18 protein-coding genes are annotated in these 23,597 nt (G+C 46.1%); 7 read left to right on the top strand and 11 right to left on the bottom strand.

Annotation, left to right across the window (positions count from 1 at the left end):
* The first annotated feature begins 91 nt into the window (after positions 1–91).
* Together QUA50_RS20705 and QUA50_RS20700 are read left to right on the top strand one after the other, a co-directional pair.
* Positions 92–2,188 (top strand): RecQ family ATP-dependent DNA helicase, encoded by a 2,097-nt coding sequence (locus QUA50_RS20705; RefSeq protein WP_333266421.1) that lies wholly within the window; start codon positions 92–94, stop codon positions 2,186–2,188.
* A gap of 4 nt (positions 2,189–2,192) precedes the next feature.
* Entirely contained in the window at positions 2,193–3,677 is a 1,485-nt protein-coding gene (locus QUA50_RS20700) for a DNA-processing protein DprA (RefSeq protein ID WP_333266423.1), read from the top strand.
* Positions 3,678–3,755: 78 nt separating this feature from the next.
* Here the strand turns inward: QUA50_RS20700 and QUA50_RS20695 are convergent, their stop codons facing one another.
* On the bottom strand, positions 3,756–4,670 hold the full coding sequence (locus QUA50_RS20695; RefSeq protein ID WP_333266425.1) for a PPC domain-containing protein: 915 nt from the start codon (positions 4,668–4,670) through the stop codon (positions 3,756–3,758).
* 93 nt (positions 4,671–4,763) lie between these two features.
* Here QUA50_RS20695 and QUA50_RS20690 point away from each other — a divergent pair, with 93 nt between their 5' ends.
* The gene (locus QUA50_RS20690) at positions 4,764–6,467 is read left to right on the top strand and encodes an NAD(P)/FAD-dependent oxidoreductase (protein WP_333266427.1); all 1,704 of its coding nucleotides are present in this window, start codon (positions 4,764–4,766) and stop codon (positions 6,465–6,467) included.
* A gap of 164 nt (positions 6,468–6,631) precedes the next feature.
* On the opposite strand, the gene QUA50_RS20685 is transcribed toward QUA50_RS20690, so the two are convergent.
* On the bottom strand, positions 6,632–7,366 hold the full coding sequence (locus tag QUA50_RS20685) for a Uma2 family endonuclease (RefSeq protein ID WP_333266429.1): 735 nt from the start codon (positions 7,364–7,366) through the stop codon (positions 6,632–6,634).
* A 253-nt stretch (positions 7,367–7,619) separates the two neighbouring features.
* On the opposite strand from QUA50_RS20685, the gene QUA50_RS20680 reads away from it, so the two are divergent.
* Complete coding sequence (locus tag QUA50_RS20680) at positions 7,620–8,102, top strand: FxLYD domain-containing protein (RefSeq protein ID WP_333266431.1); 483 nt, start codon at positions 7,620–7,622, stop codon at positions 8,100–8,102.
* Between the two features lie 295 nt (positions 8,103–8,397).
* On the top strand, positions 8,398–10,125 hold the full coding sequence (locus tag QUA50_RS20675) for an ABC transporter ATP-binding protein (protein ID WP_333266432.1): 1,728 nt from the start codon (positions 8,398–8,400) through the stop codon (positions 10,123–10,125).
* 198 nt (positions 10,126–10,323) lie between these two features.
* Here QUA50_RS20675 and QUA50_RS20670 read toward each other — a convergent pair whose 3' ends face one another.
* Both QUA50_RS20670 and QUA50_RS20665 read right to left on the bottom strand, forming a co-directional pair.
* Positions 10,324–10,539, bottom strand: coding sequence for a hypothetical protein (locus QUA50_RS20670; protein ID WP_333266434.1), 216 nt, complete (start codon positions 10,537–10,539; stop codon positions 10,324–10,326).
* A gap of 19 nt (positions 10,540–10,558) precedes the next feature.
* On the bottom strand, positions 10,559–15,052 hold the full coding sequence (locus tag QUA50_RS20665) for a WD40 domain-containing protein (RefSeq protein ID WP_333266436.1): 4,494 nt from the start codon (positions 15,050–15,052) through the stop codon (positions 10,559–10,561).
* 376 nt (positions 15,053–15,428) lie between these two features.
* On the opposite strand from QUA50_RS20665, the gene QUA50_RS20660 reads away from it, so the two are divergent.
* Positions 15,429–15,785 carry a hypothetical protein gene (locus QUA50_RS20660; protein ID WP_333266438.1) on the top strand — a complete coding sequence of 119 codons (357 nt, stop codon included), beginning with the start codon at positions 15,429–15,431 and terminating at the stop codon, positions 15,783–15,785.
* A gap of 52 nt (positions 15,786–15,837) precedes the next feature.
* On the opposite strand, the gene QUA50_RS20655 is transcribed toward QUA50_RS20660, so the two are convergent.
* The 4 genes from QUA50_RS20655 to QUA50_RS20640 all read right to left on the bottom strand — a co-directional run bounded on the left by QUA50_RS20655 (position 15,838) and on the right by QUA50_RS20640 (position 21,126).
* Positions 15,838–16,806 (bottom strand): YegS/Rv2252/BmrU family lipid kinase, encoded by a 969-nt coding sequence (locus QUA50_RS20655; protein ID WP_333266439.1) that lies wholly within the window; start codon positions 16,804–16,806, stop codon positions 15,838–15,840.
* A 370-nt stretch (positions 16,807–17,176) separates the two neighbouring features.
* Positions 17,177–17,905, bottom strand: a complete 729-nt coding sequence (locus QUA50_RS20650; RefSeq protein WP_333266441.1) for a DUF3891 family protein — start codon at positions 17,903–17,905, stop codon at positions 17,177–17,179.
* A 257-nt stretch (positions 17,906–18,162) separates the two neighbouring features.
* Positions 18,163–19,764, bottom strand: a complete 1,602-nt coding sequence (locus tag QUA50_RS20645; RefSeq protein WP_333266442.1) for a metallophosphoesterase — start codon at positions 19,762–19,764, stop codon at positions 18,163–18,165.
* Positions 19,765–20,070: 306 nt separating this feature from the next.
* Positions 20,071–21,126 carry an alpha/beta fold hydrolase gene (locus QUA50_RS20640; protein WP_333266443.1) on the bottom strand — a complete coding sequence of 352 codons (1,056 nt, stop codon included), beginning with the start codon at positions 21,124–21,126 and terminating at the stop codon, positions 20,071–20,073.
* Positions 21,127–21,304: 178 nt separating this feature from the next.
* On the opposite strand from QUA50_RS20640, the gene QUA50_RS20635 reads away from it, so the two are divergent.
* Positions 21,305–22,480: a DNA cytosine methyltransferase gene (locus QUA50_RS20635; RefSeq protein ID WP_333266444.1), complete on the top strand. Its 1,176-nt coding sequence runs from the start codon at positions 21,305–21,307 to the stop codon at positions 22,478–22,480.
* On the opposite strand, the gene QUA50_RS20630 is transcribed toward QUA50_RS20635, so the two are convergent.
* The 3 genes from QUA50_RS20630 to QUA50_RS20620 are packed head-to-tail and all read right to left on the bottom strand — an operon-like array spanning position 22,446 to position 23,391.
* Entirely contained in the window at positions 22,446–22,670 is a 225-nt protein-coding gene (locus QUA50_RS20630) for a type II toxin-antitoxin system HicB family antitoxin (RefSeq protein WP_333266446.1), read from the bottom strand. The two genes, QUA50_RS20635 and QUA50_RS20630, sit on opposite strands and share 35 nt — an antisense overlap.
* 11 nt (positions 22,671–22,681) lie before the next feature.
* Complete coding sequence (locus tag QUA50_RS20625; RefSeq protein ID WP_333266448.1) at positions 22,682–23,230, bottom strand: hypothetical protein; 549 nt, start codon at positions 23,228–23,230, stop codon at positions 22,682–22,684.
* Between the two features lie 20 nt (positions 23,231–23,250).
* Entirely contained in the window at positions 23,251–23,391 is a 141-nt protein-coding gene (locus QUA50_RS20620; RefSeq protein ID WP_333266450.1) for a hypothetical protein, read from the bottom strand.
* Positions 23,392–23,597: the final 206 nt, after the last annotated feature.

Below are 23,597 nucleotides of genomic sequence, written 5' to 3'. Positions count from 1 at the left end.
TGGGTAGTTGGTGATATCATGTTAGTAATTAGTCCTGTTATTTTTAACACGAAATTACAAAATCAGGAAGTTTCACCAACAGGTTAGCAATATGACAGTAGAATTGAAATATCGAGCGCGCTCGCTTCTCCAGATAGCTCTCAACAACACACAAGCTGACTTTCGAGACGGACAGTGGGAAGCGATCGCCTCTTTAATCGAAGAGCGCTCGAAACTGCTGGTTGTACAGCGCACTGGTTGGGGTAAAAGCTTAGTCTATTTTTTAGCAACTCGGCTGCTGCGAGATAGAGGAGCCGGCCCCACACTCCTGATTTCACCTCTACTCGCTCTCATGCGAAACCAAATTGCCGCCGCCGATAGAATTGGCATTAAAGCAGCAACAATTAACTCCTCCAATACAGAGGAATGGCAACTCGTAAAAACTCAGTTGCTAGCAGGAGAAATAGATGTTCTCCTAATTTCCCCCGAAAGACTCGCCAATCAAGACTTTACAAACACCATTCTGCTACCAATTTCTCAAAAAATTGGGTTATTTGCCGTCGATGAAGCCCACTGCATTTCCGACTGGGGACATGATTTTCGACCAGATTATCGCCGGATTGTCCGAATTTTGCAAGCTCTTCCTCCAAACATACCTGTTTTAGCCACAACCGCTACAGCTAACAACCGAGTGGTTAACGATATCGTCGATCAATTAAGTTCAAATCTCCGCGTAATCAGAGGAAACTTAATTAGAGAAAGTTTGCAACTTCAAAATATCGCTCTGGGAAGTTCAGCAGCAAGAATGGCATGGTTAGCAGAACAGTTGCCCAAGTTACCGGGAAGCGGCATCATTTACACCCTAACTATCAGAGATGCCGAACGGGTTACGGACTGGTTAACTATTCAAGGAATTGATGCTAAAGCCTACCACAGCAATCTGGAAAATCTTGATAAAGAAGCATTAGAAGAGCAACTTCTCAACAACAAAATTAAAGCGTTAGTTGCAACTGTAGCTTTAGGAATGGGTTTTGACAAACCCGATTTAGGATTCGTCATTCATTACCAACGTCCGGGTTCCGTTGTTCATTATTATCAACAAGTAGGGCGAGCAGGTAGAGCCGTAGAACAAGCCTATGGCATTGTTTTAAGTGGCGATGAAGATGACGACATTACCAACTATTTTATTAGAACAGCTTTTCCTCCCCAAGCTCATACGCAATTAATTTTAAACGCACTATACCAAGCTGATAATGGCTTATCTGTTCCCCAATTAGAGCAAGAACTAAATCTTTCGAGAGGGCTGATTGAAAAAGTTGTAAAACTACTATCCCTAGAATCACCCGCCCCGGTGATCAAACAAAGTTCCAAGTGGTGCGCTACCCCAGTCAACTATCAGCCAGACACCGATAAAATTGAACGTTTGACAGAAATTCGCCGCCAAGAACAAGATAAAATGCGAGAATACATGGGCGAAAGCACACAATGCCTCATGGCTTTTCTTGCAGGAGAATTAGATGACCCCAATCCAACTAACTGTGGGAAATGTGCTGTGTGTTTGGGTAAACCTTTACTGCCAGAAACACCTTCTCTGGAAATGGTAAATCAAGCAATTCAGTACCTACGGCGGTGCGATCGAATTATCGAACCCCGAAAACAATGGCCTTCTCAAGCATTTCCAATTTACCGTTTATCGGGAAATATTAAACCTAATTTAATAGCCGAAGCCGGAAGAGCTCTGTCTTTATGGGGTGACGCAGGTTGGGGAGAATTAGTTAAACTAGGTAAGTATCGGGATAATAATTTTAATGATGCACTGGTTGAGGGCGCTTTTGAAATGATTCAGCGCTGGCAACCTGAACCATTTCCTACTTGGGTGACTTGCGTACCTTCTTTAAATCGTCCCGACTTAGTACCAAATTTTGCTCAAAAGCTGGCCGATCGATTAAATTTGCCTTTTAAGCCAGTCATTCGGAAAATTAACCCAACACGACCTCAAAAAGAGATGAATAATAGTTATCAGCAAGCTCATAATTTGGATGGTGCATTTGCGATCGACACTTGGGAAGGAATAACAGGAACAGTTTTCTTAGTTGACGATATGGTAGATTCCCGGTGGACTTTTACAGTCATTGCGGCACTTTTACGTCAACGTGGTAGCGGGTCAGTTTTTCCGCTAGCATTATCCCTCAACTCTCTCGCCGATTAGATATATGAATCATGTACTACCACCAGATACTCAAGCAATTTTACTCTTGTGCGCCAGCTTCGGGCAAAACCGGCAAACAGAACCGCAACCTCTAACGCTTAGCGAATATAATTATTTGGCTGGTTGGCTGCGCGAAAATCAGAAGCGCCCAGCGGATTTGCTAAGTTCAACTTGTTTAAATTTGTTACAATCAGTTCCGGCAAGTAAGCTCGACTTTAACAGAGTTTCGGCATTATTAGAACGAGGGGTAATGCTGAGTTTAGCTGTTGAAAAATGGACGAATCAAGGGCTGTGGATATTGGGAAGAAGCGACTCTCAATACCCCAAGCGCCTCAAGCAAATATTGAAACATTTAGCACCAGCAATTCTCTATGGAATTGGCAACATAAAATTGCTAGGTCTGGGAGGATTAGCTATTGTCGGTTCTCGCGATGTTGATGAAGAAGGACTCGATCGCACTCAGAGAGTAGCACAGACTTGCGCGGAACAAGAAATGCAGGTAATTTCAGGCGGCGCGCGCGGGGTAGATACCGCGGCAATGTTAAGCGCGCTGGAGGCGGGAGGAACGGCTGTTGGCGTACTGGCTGACAGTTTGGCCGCTTCTGCTGTTGCTGGAAAATACCGCGCTGGCATTAAAGAAGGCAGACTGACTTTAATATCTGCTTTCGATCCGAATGCTGGTTTTAATGTTGGCAATGCGATGGGGCGAAATAAATATATTTATGGTTTAGCCGATCGCGCCCTTGTCATCAGTTGTTCCGTCGGTACTGGCGGTACTTGGGCGGGTGCGGTGGAAGCGCTAGAAAAGATCAAAGATGTCCCGGTTTTTGTGCTAGATGATGCCGTGCCAGAAGGCAATCGCCAACTGCTGAAACGGGGAGCACAACCTTTGCCATTTCCATTATTTATACCTGGGAGTTCAATAAGGGGAAAATTCAGGGAAATTTTGGAGGCTAAAGCATCAGAATTGGGAGCAATCGAAACAGCCATAGAAACCAAGGAAAACCCACAAAAACAAGGTTCGTTGTTAGAAATTCAAGCCGCATTTACAGAGGTGGAAGTCACACACTCATTAACATCGGATATTGCAGTAAATAGATCGCTGTCAAACTCAGTATCGGAGATTGTAACCGCAAAAACAGAAGTGGAAGCACCGGCCTCGGAAGAAATAAATGTTGCATTTAATGGAACTTCGGAAGATGCGATTCCCTACGGGATAGCTTCGCCGCGCGTACACGAGAAAACACCAACAGTCCAATTTCCTCCAAAAGATATTTACGAAGCAGTTTTACCCTTGATTCTCAGTAATTTAGAGCAACCGTTAGATGATAAATCTCTTGCAGAACTTCTGGATGTTCAAATAGGGCAAATGCGGCTATGGTTAAAAAGAGCAGTGGCAGAAGGTAAGGCGATAAAAACTAAGAATCCCGTGGTTTATGTAGCCCATCAAAAAGCAGCTTTATTATCTTTGCTGGAGGAAGGTGCATAACCCACGGTGTCTCAGACTTCCGTGGGTAATTTCTGCAATTATCCCTCGAAAATTTAAAGTTTAAAATCGATTGAATTCTTAAATTTGGGGCGGTATTACTGAGGCAGCGGATAGCAATCTCAAGTCATAATTTGTATCGCCTTGAAATTGAGAAACGCGGACAAAATAAGTCCCCGCAGGTAAAGGCCCATTGCTGACAATTGTTTCTGAAGCCGTGCCTAAATTGTTAGACGAAGCAATAAGATCGTCTAATCCAACGGCGCCGTTGCCGTTGAGATCCTGAATTAATTCAATATCGACATCTGCACTCAAACCGTCAACAGTTACACTGAAAAGGCTGGGAGTATTGAGGATAAAACTGTAAATGTCGGCTGGTTCAGCATCTCCCACAAAATCGCTCGCCGTTTGAATTTCTGTGAGAATACCCAGGCTTTTTGCTGCGTTCAAATTGTCGGCGGGATCGGGAAGAGTGCTCAACAGTCCTTCTTGTTGACCGAATTGAATGTAGTGGTCGATCGCACTTTTAACTGCGCCGCTTTGGACGGCTGCTGCTACCAGCGGATATTTTTCTAGATAAAAGCCGGGATCGAAGAAAACGCTGGCTTTGCGGTTTTCTAATTGACCGGCTTTGAAGTAGTGTTCAAATGCGGTAAATTGATTGGTTTGGACTGCTGTCTGAATGTCGGGGTTGCTTGTTAGATAAAAATTAACATCGAAGAATGGGTTGGGGTTGCGTAGTTCAAATTGACCGAATCTGATAAAGTGATCTGCCCCTGAAAAGCCGTTGAGTTTCGCTGATACCGCTACATCTGTATTGGTGTCTAAATAATAGCTGGCGTCGAACAGGGCATTCGGGTCGCGATTTTCAAATTTGCCAATTTTTCGGTAGTGATCGAAGGGACTCGATACCGTGCCTCTGGCAACTGCTACGGCGACATCTGGGTTGTTTTCGAGATAAAATTTGCTGTCGAACAGTGTTCTGAGGGTTAGCATTATTAAAAAAATCTCTCTGGACTTTAGTCGGGAAATTGCACGATCGAGAATCCAGTTTACATCAAAGTTTTGTTTTGTGAGGATGTCTGAATTATGGCTAAATCTGCACTGATGGCAATGCTGCGCCGCGCTGCAAGCATTGCCCAGAAATCAAGGGAAACGGGCATTCCGGCTGATGAACTGCTGGGGATGCTGAGCGATCGCACTCCCAATTCTCCCATATCTCGGCGCCGCTTGCTACACGGGGGCTTAGCTGCTGCGGGGGCTGCCGCTGCTGCGACTTTTACCAGGGAGGGAGGGGGAGCTTTTGCTCAACAGGGCGGACGATCGCCGATTTTGGTTGTGGGTGCGGGAATTGCAGGTTTGACGGCGGCTTATCGCTTGCGCCAAGCGGGCGTGCGCGCCGATATAATCGAGGCAACCAACCGCGTGGGGGGGCGGATACGCACTATTCCCAAGGTGGCTGGAACGCTGATTCCGGCGGATTTGGGGGGAGAATTTATTGACACCGGCCACACTAATTTAATCTCGCTGGCGACGGAATTGGGTTTGCAGGCGATCGACTTAGCCCAGGTGCAGAGTGGATTGGTGAAGGATACTTTTTTCTTTCAAGGACGCCGCTTTTCTCTCGACCAAATAATCGCGGATTTTGCGCCGCTAGCGAGTAGAATTAGTGGAGATTTGGGCGCTATCGGAGATAACATTAGCTATCTCGATTTTACGGAAGCAGCAGAAAGATTGGACAATCTTTCGATCGCTGAATATCTAGACCAAGCTGATACTAGCACGGTACTGCGACAATTGTTGCGGGTTGCTTATACGGTATTCTACGGTCGAGATTCCGAGGAACAGTCGGCGTTAAATCTGCTGTTTTTAATCGGTTCTGAAGCGGGAAGTTTTGAATTGTACGGCGACAGCGATGAGCGCTATCAAATTGACGGCGGCAACAGTCAAATTATCAACCGTTTGGCGGGTCAATTGTCTGGTTCGATCGAGGCGGGGACGGTTTTGGAAGCGATTACTCTTTTGCCGGATGGTCGCTATCGGGTAAATTTGCGATCGGGACTAAGCGCGTTCGAGCGCACTTACGAGCGAGTTTTGTTAACTTTGCCGTTCAGCACTCTGCGAGACGTTAAAATTAATGTACCTTTGCCCCAACCAAAGCAGCGGGCGATCGAGCAATTGGGTTACGGTACTAATTCTAAGTTAGTTACTGGCTACCGCAGCCGGATTTGGCGGGAACCTTATCGATCGACTGCTTCTGTTTATGGCGATTTAGGATTCCAGAGTACCTGGGAAGCTACGCCTTTCGCTCCTACTCCTAACGGTTTAGTTACTAATTTTACAGGAGGAAAGCAGGGTTTGTCGATCGGTGCCGGAACTCCTGAAGACCAAGCACAAAGATTTTTGAACCAATTTGAAAGAGTTTTTCCCGGAGTGAGAAATTTGCGATCGGGCAAAGCTGTGCGAGCTTATTGGCCGGGAGAACGCTTTTCTAAAGGTTCTTATTCCTGCTATTTAGTCGGACAGTGGACGCAAATGTACGGCGTTGAAGGCGAAAGAGTTGGCAATTTATATTTTGCCGGGGAACACACTTCGCTGGAAAATCAAGGTTACATGGAAGGCGGTTGTGAAACTGGACAAAGGGCGGCTGTTGAAATTTTGCAAGATTTGGGTTTGATACCTTCTGCTGATGCTTTGAATGCTCGAAGTGCGAGCAGTTTGAACAGTCGCCGTCCCAGCCGGAAAGTTCCCGGAGCGCAGAATCTTAGGAATAGAAAGCCGAGTATTAGATAATCGCGTAAGGCGTGCATCTAATTCTTGTGGGGAGTAGGGGTTGGGCTTCTAGCCCGCCCATCTAATTCTTGTGGGGAGTAGGGGTTGGGCTTCTAGCCCGCCCAAAAATACGCAAGATGCCCAGCAGCTTATGGCGTACAACTTATCAAATAATCTCGTCCGGGTTAATTCCCCGATCGCAAATATTCAGCCAGTCGTTCGGCCCGTTCGCGTTCGCGAGCGGCCCGCTGCCGTTCTGCTGCTAACTGTTCTACACCCCATAAAAGCAGATTTCCTGCTTCATCCCACCAGCGCAACCAATAGCCTGAACGCTCTTCTTTCTCCCCCCGCCACGTTCCTAAATACAAACCAAAATCTGCCATCCAGTGACGACCTTCCGCGTCGGGAAATTCTAGTTCGTATTTACCATTTTGCAAGCGATATACTTCCAGCAAGCCAGTTTCTGGGTCAAAAATGATGTAAGTTGGTACTCGCAGAATTTGTTCGTAAAAAAACCACTTTCCCGGAGGAAAAGTACGTTTGATAGAATATTCCCCACCGTCTGTTTCCGACAAGAATTCCATGACAATGGTCGGGATTTCTCCTTCCAAGTTTGGGGTATAACTTTTGCGGTCTCTTCTCGATTCGGCGGGCAGTACCGACGGTACATAAACCCAATCTGCTGCTTTGATTACTAACTCGCCGTTGACAGTAGCGCAAATCCCGAAGTTGCTGGCTATCAGCATTAGTGGGCCGATCGCTCCTCTCAGTTCTAAGATTTCTCGCAGTGCTCCAGCAATTAGCGGTTGACCTGTATTCTCCACTGGTTTTTCTGCTAATTGGAAGTCGTCTGGCAACTTCTCCCAAGTTACGGTCAGTTCTACCGTTTTTTGTCCTGGGTTATCTGGAGTAACGACCATGACTTTATTTTCTAAAGTTTGATACCCGATCGTAGCACAACGCAACGCGAGCGCGACGCACCTTACGTATATAGGGCTTACGCACCGGGACTCAGAAACCGGGTTTTTTTACGAAAAAACTTGGTTGTGACCCCCAGATTCGGTAAAAAACCCGGTTTCTTTGGTATTCTGCGTAAGTCCTGATATAGATATGCTAGCGTAAATTTTAGGTGAATTATATTGTACAATTAATTTCAGATATCCCTGAAAAAATATGAATATTTTACATTTAACATTAGCTTTATCGAGTTTGCTAATATCGCCGGTATCAGCTCGCCCTTTGATTGCAGACTCTACAAATTTTATTGTTCAAAACTCACAAATTGACGAGCCGTTTTGCTACATGAAAACCCCCGACGGCAAAACAGTAGACTTGGGCAATTTGTGCGACAAACAGCCATCTTTAGGAACTTCCCAAACTTGCATTCCCGGTGCCAACATTGCTGCGAAAGTGTCAATTGGGGCGGCAAATTATGACGGAAACTTTTTCAGCGGTCAAGTGCTTAATCGAGGCTGCAAAACAATCAAGAATGTCAAAGTCAATTATGAAGTTTTGGACGAGTCAGGCAATTTAATTGACAACGGATTTATCTTCGCTCAACCAGTTACTCTTGCACCCGGACAGTCCGCAGCTTTCCGGGGCGAAGTTGTCGAGGGGGCTAAGGTAGTAGCTACTCATGCAGACGGGCAAGAATGATTTTAGATTTTAGATTTTAGATTTTAGATTGAAGAATTGGACAATTAACCGCACGGATGAATCCGGGGGCTTTGTATCCCGGATACTTTCGGTGAAGAATGATTGTTGAGATTTGCCCGATCGCTGATATCATGTTTTGGCTCAGATATCTCTAAAACTCCTAGACGCACTCCCACCAAAGAAACCGGGTTTTTACCGCATCTAGGGGCTGAAACGAAGTATTTCGTAAAAAAACCCGGTTTCTGGACTCTATGCGTAAGTCATATAAACACAAAATTTGCGAGGGCAAAATATCTTGAAAGCTCGATCGACATACTGGCAAATCTTACCCTACCTCCGTCCCCAAAAACACACCATCGGTAAAGCATTAGCTTGTACCGTAGTATTTACGGTATTTTGGCCGATTATAGCGTGGCTGGTTGGCGAAACTGCCAAATTTATAGGTAAAGGAGATTTACAAGGGTTCGCTCAAATTGCGGCACTCAGCGCCGTTATATTTCTCATTCGCGGTACAGCCCAGTACGGTCAAGATACGCTGATGGCAAAAGCTGCTTTGACTATTGCTTTAGAAATTCGCAAAACAGTTTACTCCCACCTGCAAAAACTCAATCTCGGCTACTTTGAAACCGCCAAAACCGGAGACTTATCCTACCGCCTCACCGAAGATATTGACCGCATTGGCGAAGTAATAAATAAATTTTTTCATCAGTTTATTCCTTGTGTTTTGCAGCTAATTGCCGTCCTGGGATATATGATTTATCTCAACTGGCAATTAACTTTGGGTGCATTAATTATTGCACCGCTGATGGCTATTTTAATTGGCTGGTTTGGCGAAAGACTGCTGAGTTACTCGCGCCAAAGTCAAAACCGCATCTCTGATTTATCCGCTTTGCTGACAGAAGTATTCAGCGGCATTCGTTTAATCAAAGCATTTGTGGCTGAAGACTACGAAATTGCCCGCTTTGCAGAAGAAGCAGAACAAAACCGCCGCGCTAAGTATTTGTCAGAAAGAGTAAAAGCACTTCAGTTTGTTGTAGTTGGCTTTCTGGAAGCGATGAGCGTGATTTTGCTCTTTTTCCTGGGAGGTTGGCAAATTTCTCAAGGAAATCTCACAGGTACTCAATTTATAAGTTATATCGCAGGGGTGGCACTTTTAATTGACCCGATCGCTATTACAACTGCTAATTATGGGGATTTTAAGCAGGGAGAAGCTTCTAGCGATCGCATTTTTGAACTATTAGCAATTCAACCCGCTGTAGTCGAAAAATCTGGTGCAATTGAACTTCCCCACGTTACCGGAAAAGTCGAATACCGCAATATTAATTTTGCCTATAACTCAGAGACACCCGTTCTGCAAAACATGAGTTTGTTAGTGCTTCCGGGAGAAATGATCGCCCTTGTCGGCGCATCCGGTGCGGGGAAAACTACGTTAGTAAATTTGTTGCCGAGATTTTACGAGCCGCAAGCTGGACAGATTTTAATTGACGGGATTGATATTCAAGATGTCACCTTAAATACGCTGCGGCGGCAAATCGGAATTGTACCGCAAGAAACGATTTTATTTTCGGGTACGATTGCTCAAAATATTGCTTTTGGTCGCTCTTATTATGAACTAAAAGATGTGCAAAAAGCGGCGGAAATTGCCAACGCCCATCAATTTATCAGCGAGTTTCCCGACGGTTATCAAACTTGGGTGGGGGAAAGGGGTGTAAACTTATCGGGGGGCCAAAAACAAAGAATTGCGATCGCCCGTGCAGTTTTGCTCGATCCGAGAATATTGATTTTGGATGAAGCGACATCGGCGCTGGATTCGGAATCCGAAGGTTTAGTGCAAGAAGCGCTGGAAAGATTGATGCGCGATCGCACTGTGTTTATTATCGCGCACCGCTTGGCTACTGTGCGGAGAGCCGATCGCATTTTAGTGTTGGAAAAAGGCAGAATTGTCGAATCTGGGACGCACGAGGAGTTGCTGGAAAAGGGCGATCGCTACGCAGGCTACTACGCTCAACAGTTTAGTCAGTAGGGTATCTTAGAAACCGGGTTTTTAAGCCGTTTCTGCTGGCCTCAACGAAGTATTCTCGTAAAAACCCGGTTTCTGACTACTCGCGCGCACTTCGACAAGAAACCGGGTTTTTGGCCGAATCTGCTGGTCTCAACGAAGTATTCTCGAAAAAACCCGGTTTCTGACTACCCGTGCGTAAGTCCTAATCTAGCAAAAATTTCATTCAAAAGCCTCTCTCATCTCCAAAGACAATTGATCTCTGACTAGCATAAAGTCGTCAGAAAACATATTCCAACTATCTAAAAAAGTTTTGCAAGGCTTTTCTGGTATAATCACAAAAACTTCAACCTCTTCACCTACAGATCCAGGCGGCACTTGAATTTCCAGTTTATCTCCTGCAAGAACTTTGGTAGTAATTCGTATTGCTGACTGCATAATTCCTCCTTTGCGACGATCAATTTTCCACAGCCCCTAAAGCTTTGAGCGTGCATTTTTCAACTTCCGTTAAACCCGTAACACCCGTGATATTCATCTCCTCATAAGGTCTGTCACTTTTCAGTATTTTGAGGCACTCACAAGTCTCAACATCCCAAAGTATAATTGTGCCATCCCGACTGCAAGCAGCAATGATTTTTCCATTTGAACTGAAGGCAACAGAGTTAATTCTACTGGTATGACCTTGCAAAATTTTGAGACATTCGCCTGTACTGATATCCCATAATCTTACCGTTCCATCGACACTTCCACTAACAACTATTTCACTAGAAGAACTAAAGGCAACTGAACGTATCCAATCGGTATGCCCCTGCAAAATTTGGAAACATTCACCGCTGCGGACATCCCACAGTCTTACTGTTTGATCGACACTTCCACTGGCAAGTATTTCACCGTTGTGGCTAAAGGCGATCGCGCGCGCCCAACCCGTATGCCCCTGCAAGATGTGGAGGCATTCACCAGTATGGATATCCCACAGCCTCACCGTTCCGTTAAAACCTGCACTGGCAAATATCTCGCCCACAGGACTGAAAGCAGTCGAGTGTACAGAATTGTTATGCCCCTGCAACGTTTTGAGGCATTCGCCAGTACCGATATCCCACAACCTCACCGTTTGGTTATAACCTGCACTCGCAAGTATTTCACCATTTGGACTGAAGGCGATCGATCGTGTTTCATTGCCCAATTCTGGCAAAGTATGAAGGCATTCACCACTGCGAATATCCCACAGTTTCAGTGTTCCGTCATAACTAGCGCTGGCAAGTATTTGACCCAAAGGATTGAAGGCAACTAAGTTTACCCGATCGAGATGTCCCTGCAAGATTTGGAGGCATTCACCACTGCTGACATCCCACAGCTTGACTGTTTGCGCGTCATCGCCGCTGGCCAGCATTTCACCGTTGGGACTGAAGGCGATCGACCTTACTTGATTACTATGCCCTTGCAGCGTATTCAAACATTCACCGCTGTTGATATCCCACAGCCTCAGCGTTTTATCATAACTGCCACTAACAAGTATTTCACCGTTTGAACTGAAGGCGACTGACCCTACTCGATCGTTATGCCCTTGCAAAGTATTCAAGCATTCACCGCTGTTGATATCCCACAGCTTTGCTGTGCGATCGAAACTTCCACTTGCGAGTATTTCCCCCGAAGGACTAAAGGCGATCGACCGTACTCGATCGAAATGTCCCTCCAAAGTTTTGAGACATTCACCAGTACCGACATTCCACAGCCTCACTGTTGTGTCGCCGCTTCCACTAGCAAGTATTTCACCAGCAGAATTGAAAGCAACTGAATACAGGTTTTTAGTATGTCCCTCCAAAGTTTTGAGACATTCACCACTGTTGATATTCCATAGCCTTACTGCGTTGTCGCCACTGCCACTGGCCAACATCTGACCAGCAGGATGGAAAGCGACTGAAAACACATTTTCAGTATGACCGTGCAAAATTTGCAGGCATTTACCCGTGCGGATATCCCATAACCTTATCGCGCGATCGAAACTGCCACTAGCGAGTATATTTGCATCAGGATTGAAGGTGACTGACATTACTGATTCGGTATGTCCCTGCAAAACTTTTAAACATTCACCAGTCTTGACATCCCATAACTTGATTGTATTTTCATAACTGCCACTAGCAAGGATTTTACCGTCTGGACTGAAGGCGACAGACTCCACCACGTTGGTATGTCCTTTACAGGTCAGTATTTCTCTGCAACTGCTAGCTTCCCACAAGCGAACTACGCCATCGCTATCACCTGTAGCTAACAGTTTGCCATCAGGACTAAATATGACCGATCGAACAGTGCCGAAGATTTTAGTGAAAGTAGAATTAGTCAGATTCGCTTCAGCAAAATTGACGCGGCGCAGACTAGCATTTGTAAAATCAGCACCTAAAATAACCGCACGAGAAAGGTCTTTTGTTTCTAACGCAGTCCGATCGATTTTCACCAACAGCGTCGCCGCATTCCCTCCCACATAACCTACCTCGCTTTCAGTTTTTCCCCGCGTTGCTTCCAGAATTTCCAATAATTCCTCCGTAGCTGCCCCTACATCGAGGCAGGGCCGGCACGAGTGTACAGCCCCTACCATTGGCAACAACAACTCCATCACTGCTTTTGTCAGCGGCGCGTGTCCGAAACTCTGGCGAAGTTGCCCTAAATCTTCAGCAACAAATCCCTGCAAAGGCGCGATAAGTTGATTCTGATTTCTCTTTTGGGCCTGAAGCCGACAATAATTAGACCAAGCATATTTTTGAGGCGCTGCATTACGATCTAAACAAGACTGTTCGGGCGCAACTAATTCAGTAAAATCGGCCGCCAAAACTCCTAATTCCGCCGCAAATTTGTAAGCGACAAAAAACTCTAACAACGAACGATGGGCTGGAGTATAATCGCCATCGGCATTGCGGATTAGCATCGTTTGACCCATCATGTCGTAGTGCCAGTGGTCTAAGTCTTTTTCCTCTTGCACGACGGAACCAAACAGGCCTCGGATGCGATCGGGAAAACCGCGATAATTGAGACTCATTTGGTCGGTAGACAGCATTTCCCAAGACAGTTCGCACAAAAAGTAAAGCTTATCTGCTACAGAAGTAAAAGTCCGTTCAGCTTTGATATCTCTCTCTATCTTCCGCCGCACCGCATACAGATAGATCCGCGACATATCCACTGGTTTTCCAGCTTCAATATCGGGCAATGCTTCCAAAATTAACTCGGTCATCACCGGGCGACGCGCTAAATCCAATAGTTGCGGGTTTCCCATCACTTTTTCGACTGTCGCGGCTTCTGTTTGAAATGACAGCGCTTGCCCAATTTGCTCGTCGTTAAATTTCTCTAATTCTAAGACTTCAAATTGGGGAGTTTCGCCTGTTAAAATAGTTGTTGATGCTTGCAGTTCTGCATTGAACAATGCCCGTCCTTCCTTGCCTTCAGGAAAGTGTTCGGTACGGCAAGTGAGGATGACTTTTGCGCCGGGAACGACAGCTTTTGCTAGTTCCCAAAAGTTGTTGATGGTTTCTTGCCGATCGCACTTAGCGGCCATTTCATCAAAACCGTCGAAAATCAACAGAAACTTGCCCATGCGATTGAGTTGTTCAAAAGCCGAATAACCCGCCAGAGGTATCTCGTGTTTCCGAAAGAAAAACTCGGAAAATAGCGACTCGACACTAACTGCTTTGGCGTAATCTCGCAAAGGAATTACTAACGGCAAACGCGGACGTTCTAAGCCGCGCTTTTCAGCATTTCGGTAGCGTTGCAGCGCCATCCAAGCATAGTGCATCGCAAACCAAGTTTTCCCTGTTCCAAATTCTCCTAAAACTGAAATATGTTCTTTTACTGGGTCATTCAACCACAGGTCAATATAACCTTCAATCCAGCCATCTCGATCGCCATAATAACTCACGCCTATCTTGCGGTGAGTATCGGGATCTATTTCTTCTTTTGTACAAGCTAGCGGCACATATTTTTTATTAATTCCCCGGCTGGTAATTTCAGTTTCTAGCCAATTCAGATAAGCCGTAAAATCGGCATCTTGGTCGAGCAATTCATCGAAGGTATAGCAAGCTAGATCGCGATTTTCGGCTTTTTCTACTTCATCCCGCGCGGCGCGACTGATGCGGCGGGCGGTGACTAACCAGCCTTCATCGGTGCGCTGTTTTTCCACCGATTCGCGCAAGGCTGAGATATCCCTGAGTCCCGCTTCTCCGGCAATTCCGCGCACTAAAATGCGATCGTACTTTTTGCGTCTCACCGGAACATTGATAATCAATTCAAAATAGTTATTTTCCGATATTTGATAGGTTTCAAACTTATAACTTAATGTTTCAAACCAACCGCGCACTTGTTGTGATAAAATAAAGACTTGAGAGTTTTGAATATTAGTCGTTCGTGCTGCGGGAAGTGCCAGATAATCTTCGGATTCCAACCGCGCAAATTCGGTGCGAATTCCTTCGAGAGTGGGGAGGCGTTCGATGCGATCCATTACCATAGATAGGCGTTTTTGCAAAGAGGCAAGCGAATTTCCCACCATCACATCACCCAGCGTCCGCGTCCGCTTTGCGACTTCCATAAAAACGGCGGCAAATGCCATGAATTCCCGTCTGGGGTCAATGCCTAAATCTCTAATTTCTTTGCCTAAAACACTCTCATTCAGATATTCATCGCCTGCTTTAATTAAAATGGCTGGGCTATCGGACTCGAAGGCTTTGCGAAATGCTGATTCAATCTCTTTTTGGCGAAACAGTTCTAAAATCTGCTGGGGTTTGCCAGCGCCGTATTCTACTAAAGTATAAACATAAACTCCGCTAAAATCGGCAGGCGGCGCGTCGGGGTCGAGGTTAAATCTTTTTAATATTTTGATGACAGTTTCGTTGCGTTGAAACTTGTCTTTGATAGTGCCGAAGGGAATTGCTGTCAGGAGACTGATAACTAAGTCGAGACTAATTAGCATGATTTAGGCTTTCCTGTTTTTCCGTGGAAGTAATGCTCAAATCTAGAATCGGTAGGCTGTGTCCCTCAAATGCGTTGCGGGCGATCGTCGCCAACTGCTTGAATTTTATGTTAACAGGATTTACGCACTCCGATCGAAGAAACCGGGTTTTTACCGAATCTGGTGGCTAAAACCCGTCTCTTCGTGAAAAACCCGGTTTCTGGGTTTCGTGCGTAAGTTCCACCATCAAAAATATTAGCATTTTTTCCTCAATGTGGCAACAATAAAATAGAGAATAAACCGACATATATTGTAGTATAAAAAGCTCTGATATTAGTGGTGATCTCCTAGTGCAACAGCTAAAATATAGATAACTAACAAATAAATCTTGCTATCTATGAAAGTACAATCTTCTGTCTTAGTCCACCTGGGATTTGGCAAATATGTACGCTCCGATCGAGTAACAGCAGTAATACCAATTGAAGAAGAACGGGGGCCCGGTCGGCGCACTTTCGTGCACGTAGACGGCGAAGCAGACCCGATCGTTGCTTCGCGCGCCGAAGACACCATCATCCGCGATTTAGTGCAGGAACCGCGCGAAATAACTCAAGCTCGGCAGCAACAAGAAATCCTGCAAGATTTGCTGGCAGATTTGAGCAATGTTAACGTCACCGTGCGCCGGATCAGCCGCGATGAAGGCGGACTCGATCTCGAACGTTTGGAACGCCGCATTCGCCAAATTTTAGACGCCTAAAAAAGAAAGACCGCCCGGGCGGTCTTTCTTTTTGTTTGTGTAGCTAAAATTTTTAAGTTGAGGGCTTCAATGTAACTTCGATGTCCGCTAAACCAGTAAGTTTTTCCACCAGGGGCTCTTCTTCAACTCGCGGTACAAAAATAGTTAAACCTCCCGGAACGCACTCAATAGAAACCGGAGTCATGCCGATGATTTCGCCGTCTACAACCAGTTTTTGAGGTGGATCGGCACTAATTTTTACTTTTTTTGCCCGCAAATAACCGATGTCATCGCGATCCGTAGGATTGCCGCTCAAAGCTGTTTGCAATAGGTGATAAGAAGCTGCGATCGCCCCAGCTTTATTCTCAGGCGCCACCAGCGTTATGTCCAGCAAGCCATCATCAAAAACAATTCCTGCCGGGCCTTGAGCTAAAATCGAAGTAGGCGGCGCTGCATTCGCTACTGTCACGGCCACAGCAGTAAGGCTGATAATTTTATCTTCGGTTTCGATTTCCGCTTCAAATCTTTCTAAATTGTTTAACTGTTTAATTCCCGACAAAATGTAAGCCAGCATTCCCCAGCGGTTCTTCATTTCGCGATCGGCTAGTTCGACAGTTTCTGCCTCAAAACCCACTCCCGCTAACAAAACCATAGGCATTTCACCGTTGCAAATCGCCGCATCTACCACCCGCGTCAACCCTCCCAAAATAGTGGCGCAGGCGGTTTCAATTGTATTGGGAATTTCTAAAGCATTCGCAAAAGCATTAGCCGTTCCCCGCGAAATAATTCCTAAAGGAATATTTGTGCCGACAATCGCCCCAGCAACTGCTGATAATGTGCCGTCGCCCCCGGAAGCAATAATTTCTTCAACTCCCCTAGCAACTGCTTCGCGGGCGATTTGATCTGCGTCTAATTCTGGGGTTGTCAGACGAATGTCTAAGTCAATAAAAGGCTCTAAAAGTTCCTGAATTCTAGCTAAGTCTTGGTCGGGGTCGCTGTTACCGGCGACTGGATTGAAAATTAGGCAAGCTGAACGTTTCATAGTTGGTAATAGGTAATAGGTAATAGGTAACGTTTGTATCGAAGTTTTGCTCCCCCTCGCATCCCCCTTAATAAGCGGAGTAGGAGTTGACTTTGAGTGTTCTTGTCCCCCCCTTATTAAGGGGGGTTAGGGAGGCTCAAGACTCAACTATAACGCTGATTGATATCATGTCAGATCGAGTTACCGCGATTAACAGGGCGGGTTTTTGAGATTGGAGATTGTTGGCCGATAGTGTTCGTGAACCCGCCCCTATCGTATTAGGGATAATCGACCCGACATAATATGAGACATGGTTTTAGGATTAAGTTAACACAAATGCCATGCCCGCTAAACTTCGACAACAACCCTCACCTATTTTTCACAGGTTTAATTAAGACTTGACAAAAGTCCACTCTAAGACTTCGCGGGGAGCTTTGTGCAACGCTTCCTTAATTTCCTTGTTGCTGTCGAACTTGACTTTATCCAAAAGGCACGCTTCGACGTTGACAGTAAATTTATCGTCTTCAAAAGGCCAAGGAGTTACAGTCACGAGTTCGTTGCTGTGCTGTACAATATCGTAGCGCTTGCCGTCGGGGCCGACACTAATTTCTAAAGCTCGTTCTCCCGCAGGTAACTCGCGGCTGCAAAGAATTAATGATAGCCGATCGCACCACTGGAAAAAAGCATAAGCTGCCTTAGCATCTTCCTCGGAAATCTTCAACTCTTTTTGCCATTTTTTTTGATTTTCCAGTTGTTCGTCCAAAAATTCGTCGAGTTCCTTGGACTCTCCCCGCTTTCCTTCATTGAGATAGCTCATGTGCATAGAAATCAGCATGGCTACCCACCTACCGCGATATAGGGAATTCTGCGTCATGGCTTTAATTTTAGGCAGAGAAGTATCCGTCTGCAAAGTAAAATCAAAGGGCGCGCCCGCTTCAGTTAAAATATTTTCTTCCCACTCTTTCTCCAAATCATCGTGATGCGAAATCGCGGCTATGGTTTCGTACAACCGAAGCGGAGATTTCGAGCGCTTCCACTGTCCGCCAAGTTGGGCGGCGAGCAAAGCATGGGCGCGGTGGTAAATAATTTCCCAGCCGGTGGCGGTTAAGTTAGCAATCATTGAGTTTTTCTCCTGAATTAAGTTGAGTGCAAAGATGAGACGAGCAATTGCTTTAATCTTTGATTGATAGATCGACCGCAGATTTAAGGCAGATTAACGCTGATTGACGCAGATAATTTCCTGTTATGGCGATCGCATGAATGCAATGCGAGTCTATTGAAGTTTTCCGGGTTTGAGAGAGAATCTTGAGAGTTTCAAGCTGAGGAATTAAGCCGTTTGCTGCGGCCTGCGCCCGATCCTGACGGCAACTTCATTCGTTAAATCACAAAAGGTTCGATCGAGATATCCTGCCATGAACCCTCAAATCGTTCAACAACCATAGGTCGGATGCGGAACTTCGGGGGACACCCATCGAGAACATCAATCCGCAAACACGAATAAGGACGGCGCTTGTGGGAACCTTGACCGCTGCGGCCGACAAATAGCAAAGACTCCGCTACCCGCCGGCTGGCTGTTTCGGAACCAGACTGCCGCGCCAACCGATAAGCTTCAGGACTCAATGCTTCCTCCAACATCGGCCCTTCCGGGCGCTGGCGGCGGAGACTGTGGCCGCTTCCCCCGCAGACAATCCAATTAATCCCAGAGTCGCCGTGTCCGGTATCCCCAGTCCGCAGGTATTCCAAACAGTGAGCGTGGCCAGTCAGCACCAAATCTACTAGCGGACGCCCCCGCGCCACATCCCCAACTGCATCGGCCACCGCGTCGAGTACCTCGCGCAATCGCAACCGAACCGCCAAAGTTTGAGCTTGATTCCACTTTGTCGCCTCGGTCACGTAGGGGGGATGGTGCAGGTAAATTACCCGCCCCCGCACCTCGGAATCGCGCCAAGAGTCAATCAGCCTTTTTTTCAGCCATTCGAGCTGTTCAACGTCGGTGGCGGCTGTTTTGTCGGGGGACAGTTGTTTGTCAATATCCATCAGGATTTCGTCAACTTGCTCTAACTTGGCGGCCAAGTCGTCTAGCTGTTCGGCTTCCTCGGGAATTTCGGGGTTTAGCCGATCGCACATTTCGATGGTTGCCAATTTTTCTTGTTCCAACTTCTGCCGATCGAGTTCCAAATTCTGGCGGCGAATGTCGCCCTGTTTGGTTTTCGGGATCGGTAATGGTTCGTTGAAAGTGTTGGAGTCAAGGGCGAAGAAGTCGATGCCGCCACTGCAGAAGGTGTAGTAGCGGTTGGGTAAGCGGGTAAAGCGTCCGGGTTGGTAGCGGAGGCAGCGGCCTGTGCTGGTGCTGGCGGTGTAGTGGGCGTCTAGGTGGCGATCGAGTTCTCCCGGCATTTTGTGAGCTTGCAGGTAGTCGAGAAAGGCTTTGGCGTAGGTGTTTCCGCGATCGGAACCGTGCCAGCCGACATCGAGATCCAACTTGGAACCCAACAGCCGGCGCAGCGGCAAAGCTGTCGCCGACAGAAGGCCGTAGACTATCGGCAAGTCGTAATAGTCGTGGTTTCCCGGTACGGGCAAAAACGGAAAGTTAAACACCATGCGATCGTAGGCAATCCGAGATGGCTCCTCGCCGCCGACTATAAATTCTCGGTAGGGGCGAATAAAGTTTTGCAAGTAATATTCGCTGGAACCGACGAGATAAACTACATCGCCGGTGTGGAGGACGAAACGGCAAGTTTCGCGCTCGGAGACCATCTGTTCGGCAATCTGTCGCTGGGGATTGTAGCCGCGGTGATTGCCCGTGCCGCTGTCGCCTACAACTAAAAACGAAAACTCTGGAGAGTCGGTGGTTGGAGATTCCAAAACCATCCGAGTTTGGTCGATTCCCCGATGGACGATCGACTGTTCTTGCCACCGCACCCGCTCGTTCATTTTGCGGATTTTGACTTTTATTTGCGGGTCGGAAACGAATTTCAATTCACCTCTTCTCCAAAATTGCTGAGTTCCTAGTTAATAGTGTAGCGATCGGGCGAGTTTTTACCTCTCTCTAAAAGCTGAAAATCGAGGCGCGGGTACTCAGCAACCGGGTTTGGGACGAGAATACGGCGTTAAAACCGATCGCAACGGCCAAAAACCCGGTTTCTTTGGTTTGAGGCGCGGGTACTCAGAAACCGGGTTTTTTACCAGAATATTTCCTTAAAACCGACAGCAACGGCCAAAAACCCCCTAATCCTTTCCTCCCGCAACTATTGCCGAGGAGTGTTCAGGTTTTATTTGATAATCTCAATCAACACTCAAGGCATCGAACCACTGTAAAATCCGATTCCAGGCCCACCACCGATCGCTATCACCAAATTGATGCTGACAACGTTTACTACTGATATGCCCAACATGACCGCCGTAGGCTGTCACCACTAATTCTAAGGCAGAATTGTTCGCGCTAATGGCTTGCAACTCAGAGACAAGCACCGGATCAAACATCGGATCATCTGCTGCATAAAGGATGTAAGTGGGTTTTTTGAGGTGAGGCAAAATGTGTAGAGCGCTGCTAGCCTCATAGTATTCTTCCACAGAGGAGAAACCTAACGGGCCAATTACCAGTTCATTGTCAAAGCCCCAAATGCTGTTGGCGCGTTCAATAGCGGCAGGATCGATCGCCCCTGGATGCGATGCGGCGATGTTTTTTGCTAGTTTTTTTAACTGTCGCGCGATCGCTTTTTCTAAAAATTTCCCCCACTCATCTTTAACTAGATAAGACAGAGAACGGTTCGAGTCCAAGCTGGGGCAAATCACCGCCGCGCCTGCTAGTTCTGACTCTTCGATCCCTAAGTCCTGCCCCCAATCTGCGATCGTCTGAGCTGATTTTACCGCCCACAAGGCTAATTGTCCGCCCAGGGAATAACCCGTGAACCAAAAAGGGGCGGGACATCCCATTTCTTTAGCAGCCGCAGCAATCCGAACGAAATCTTCGCCTTCGTACAGGCCATCAGAAGTCAGGGTGGGAGAGAGTTGGGCTGTTTTGCCGTGAGCTCGCCAGTCAAATAACACCACTGCACAGCCTTGGGCATAGGCTTTACGGCCTAGTAGCTTGAGATACCATTGATTATCCAGATCGCCAGTAATGCCGTAAGTGCCGACAATGGTATATCGGGGATTTTCGGGGATGGCAACCCAGCCGAAAATCGGGACTCCACAGGCACCAGTAAAGATGTGTTCTCGGTAAGGGGGTTCTGGGTGAGCGATCGTCTTTTCCCAGCGGCGACTAGCCCTTAATGCGGTGTACAACGTCATTAACAGGCCGTTGTTCAGCAGCCAAGGTGGAGTATAGGCAATGGTCATAAGCGGATGCCGGAAATGTCTGTCTTGTTGGTGGGATGTTTTTACTTGACAGGTTGGCTATTCTAGCGAATAACCCTGAAAATCGCAATACTTTTTGACTCCGACTCCAAGCGCGATCGATCCCTACACCCTGCCCCAAGTGGGCAACATCAGATAGAATGCAGTAAACAAATATAAAATGGAAGCAATACAACTGTCTTTGTTCTCAAACGAGGAAGAATTAATTCCTGCCAAAAAGCAGAAGAAAGCAAAATTAGGGCGTTACGAACGCATCCAACGCGAACTCGAAGCAAATGACTGCGATCCGTACAAGATATTCATTGATATTGAATCTCAGTCACTGCCAAAATCCGACTATACATTTGTCGATCTTTTTTGCGGTGCTGGCGGCATGACCCAAGGTTTATTGCAAGCAGGTTTTCGACCAGTAGCAAGCGTTGAAATTAATGCGATCGCCTCGGCAACTCATACAAAAAACTTTCCCGATTGCCATCACTTGTGCGACGATATAAAAAACTTAAATCCCCAAAAGTTGCTCGCTGAAATTGGTTCGCCAGAAGTTCATGTTGTTGTAGGCGGGCCGCCGTGTCAAGGCTTCTCAGTTGCCGGAAAACGCGACCCCAACGACCCTCGAAATCGCTTATTTAGAGAGTTTGTCCGCGTTGTCTCTGAAATACGTCCTTGGTATGTTGTCATGGAAAACGTACCCGGAATATTGACTATCCAAAAAGGAGCTGTTAAGCAAGCAATTTGCGAGGCTTTTGAGGAAATTGGCTATCCCTATATGTCCGTGGCTGTTCTGGAATCCGCAACCTATGGAATCCCACAAATCCGGCCGCGAGCTATTTTTATTGCCAATAGATTTGGGATGCAAAATCCATATCCGAAGCCGCAATTGTTGCCAGAACAATACAAAGCGATTGAGTCAGCAATTGATGATTTACCAGAGTATACTCCCATACCAGAAATTAACCACGAATGGACTCGTCATTCTGTTCAGTACATGGAAAGACTTGCTAAAGTTCCACCAGGTGGTTCTTTGTATGAAAGCTACGCCGATGCTTTCAAGCGACAGTATCCGGGAAAACCGAGCATGACTGTTAAAGAAAATCACGGCGGCACTCATATTCATCCTTATCTCAACCGCGTTATTTCAGCTCGTGAAATGGCTAGATTGCAAACTTTCCCGGATTCATTTATTTTTGAAGGTTCGATGAAAAAGGCTATGTGGCAAATTGGCAATGCTGTGCCGCCCCGTTTAGCAGAGTGTATCGGTTTTGCACTTATTCCATATTTGGCTGATATTGCTTTGAATAGATTTACGCAGTCTGAAATAATTGTTCTAGCTTCTTAATTGCTGGTAATGGTTTACCTTCAGCTTGACAACTTTCGATTAGTAACTCCAGTACCTCTCGCGCATTGTAGATAGCTTCTTCATAAGAATATCCGTGAGTTACCGGCTGCATTACATCTTCAAATTCAAGCAAAAATACGACAAAGCATCGATCTTCTTCTGACCATTGGATAACAACTGTATATTTCATGGTTAGTTAACTTATCGCATCTTTTGTTCTACTTCCTCTAGGGACAAATCGAGAGCTTGGGCAATTTGTTCTGCCGTTAATCCAATTTTTACCAATCGCGGTATCGTTTCTAGTTTAGCTAGCTTTCGCTCAGTTTCAATATTGTCATCCTTGCTAGTCAGATGTGTGGAAGTTTCTCTACTGATAGATTCAATTTTTTTTGCTTCAGATTTTTCTTTTACTCCTGAAGGATTAGAGCAGTGATTAATATTACCACCAATCACATAATGACCAATAATTTGACTTTTATAATGAGATTTGTCAACTCCTAATCTTTCAATAGAAGCACGAAAATTTGACCTATTCAAATCTTCTCCCAACGCTTCAGAAAGAATCTGCCAAAGTGCGTAAGCTTCATCTTTTGCATGACCTCGCGTGCATTGATATTCTTTCGCAATATCGGCGTATTTATGACCGTTGATAACGCCTTTAATAATTGCTCTTTGCAGACTATCGAGGTGCTTACCTGTTTGAGCGAAAACCAGTTCGTCTAAGTATCTCAACACTTCTGTTGCGTCCATAGTTTGCTAAAAATCTTACTCTATCCGTCATTATCCGCTAAAATCCGCCCGTTGTAAATATTCTTAATCAAACTCCCGTCTTTTTCCGCCATTTTCCGCCACTCAACAATTCTGATACCTTTGAGATTCGGGGAATAATAAAGTATAAAAAATGACTCCATCTTATATTACGGGTCAGTCTTAACTAAGGCGATCGGGGTGGGTTATTAATTATTAGACCTCATTCAAGGATAAAACAATGAAGTTGAAGATTCTTGGCTCAGCGGCCATCGCAACCATAACGGGAGTATTTAGGGTTTGCTGAATAATCGATCGCACGTTACGTAGCGAAAGCGATCGAGAGCGTGCGAGCGAGTGAAAAGTGCAA

Source organism: Microcoleus sp. M2_D5 (assembly GCF_036701935.1).
Taxonomy (GTDB): Bacteria; Cyanobacteriota; Cyanobacteriia; order Cyanobacteriales; family Microcoleaceae; genus Microcoleus.
This window is presented reverse-complemented; position numbering and strand designations above follow the sequence as displayed.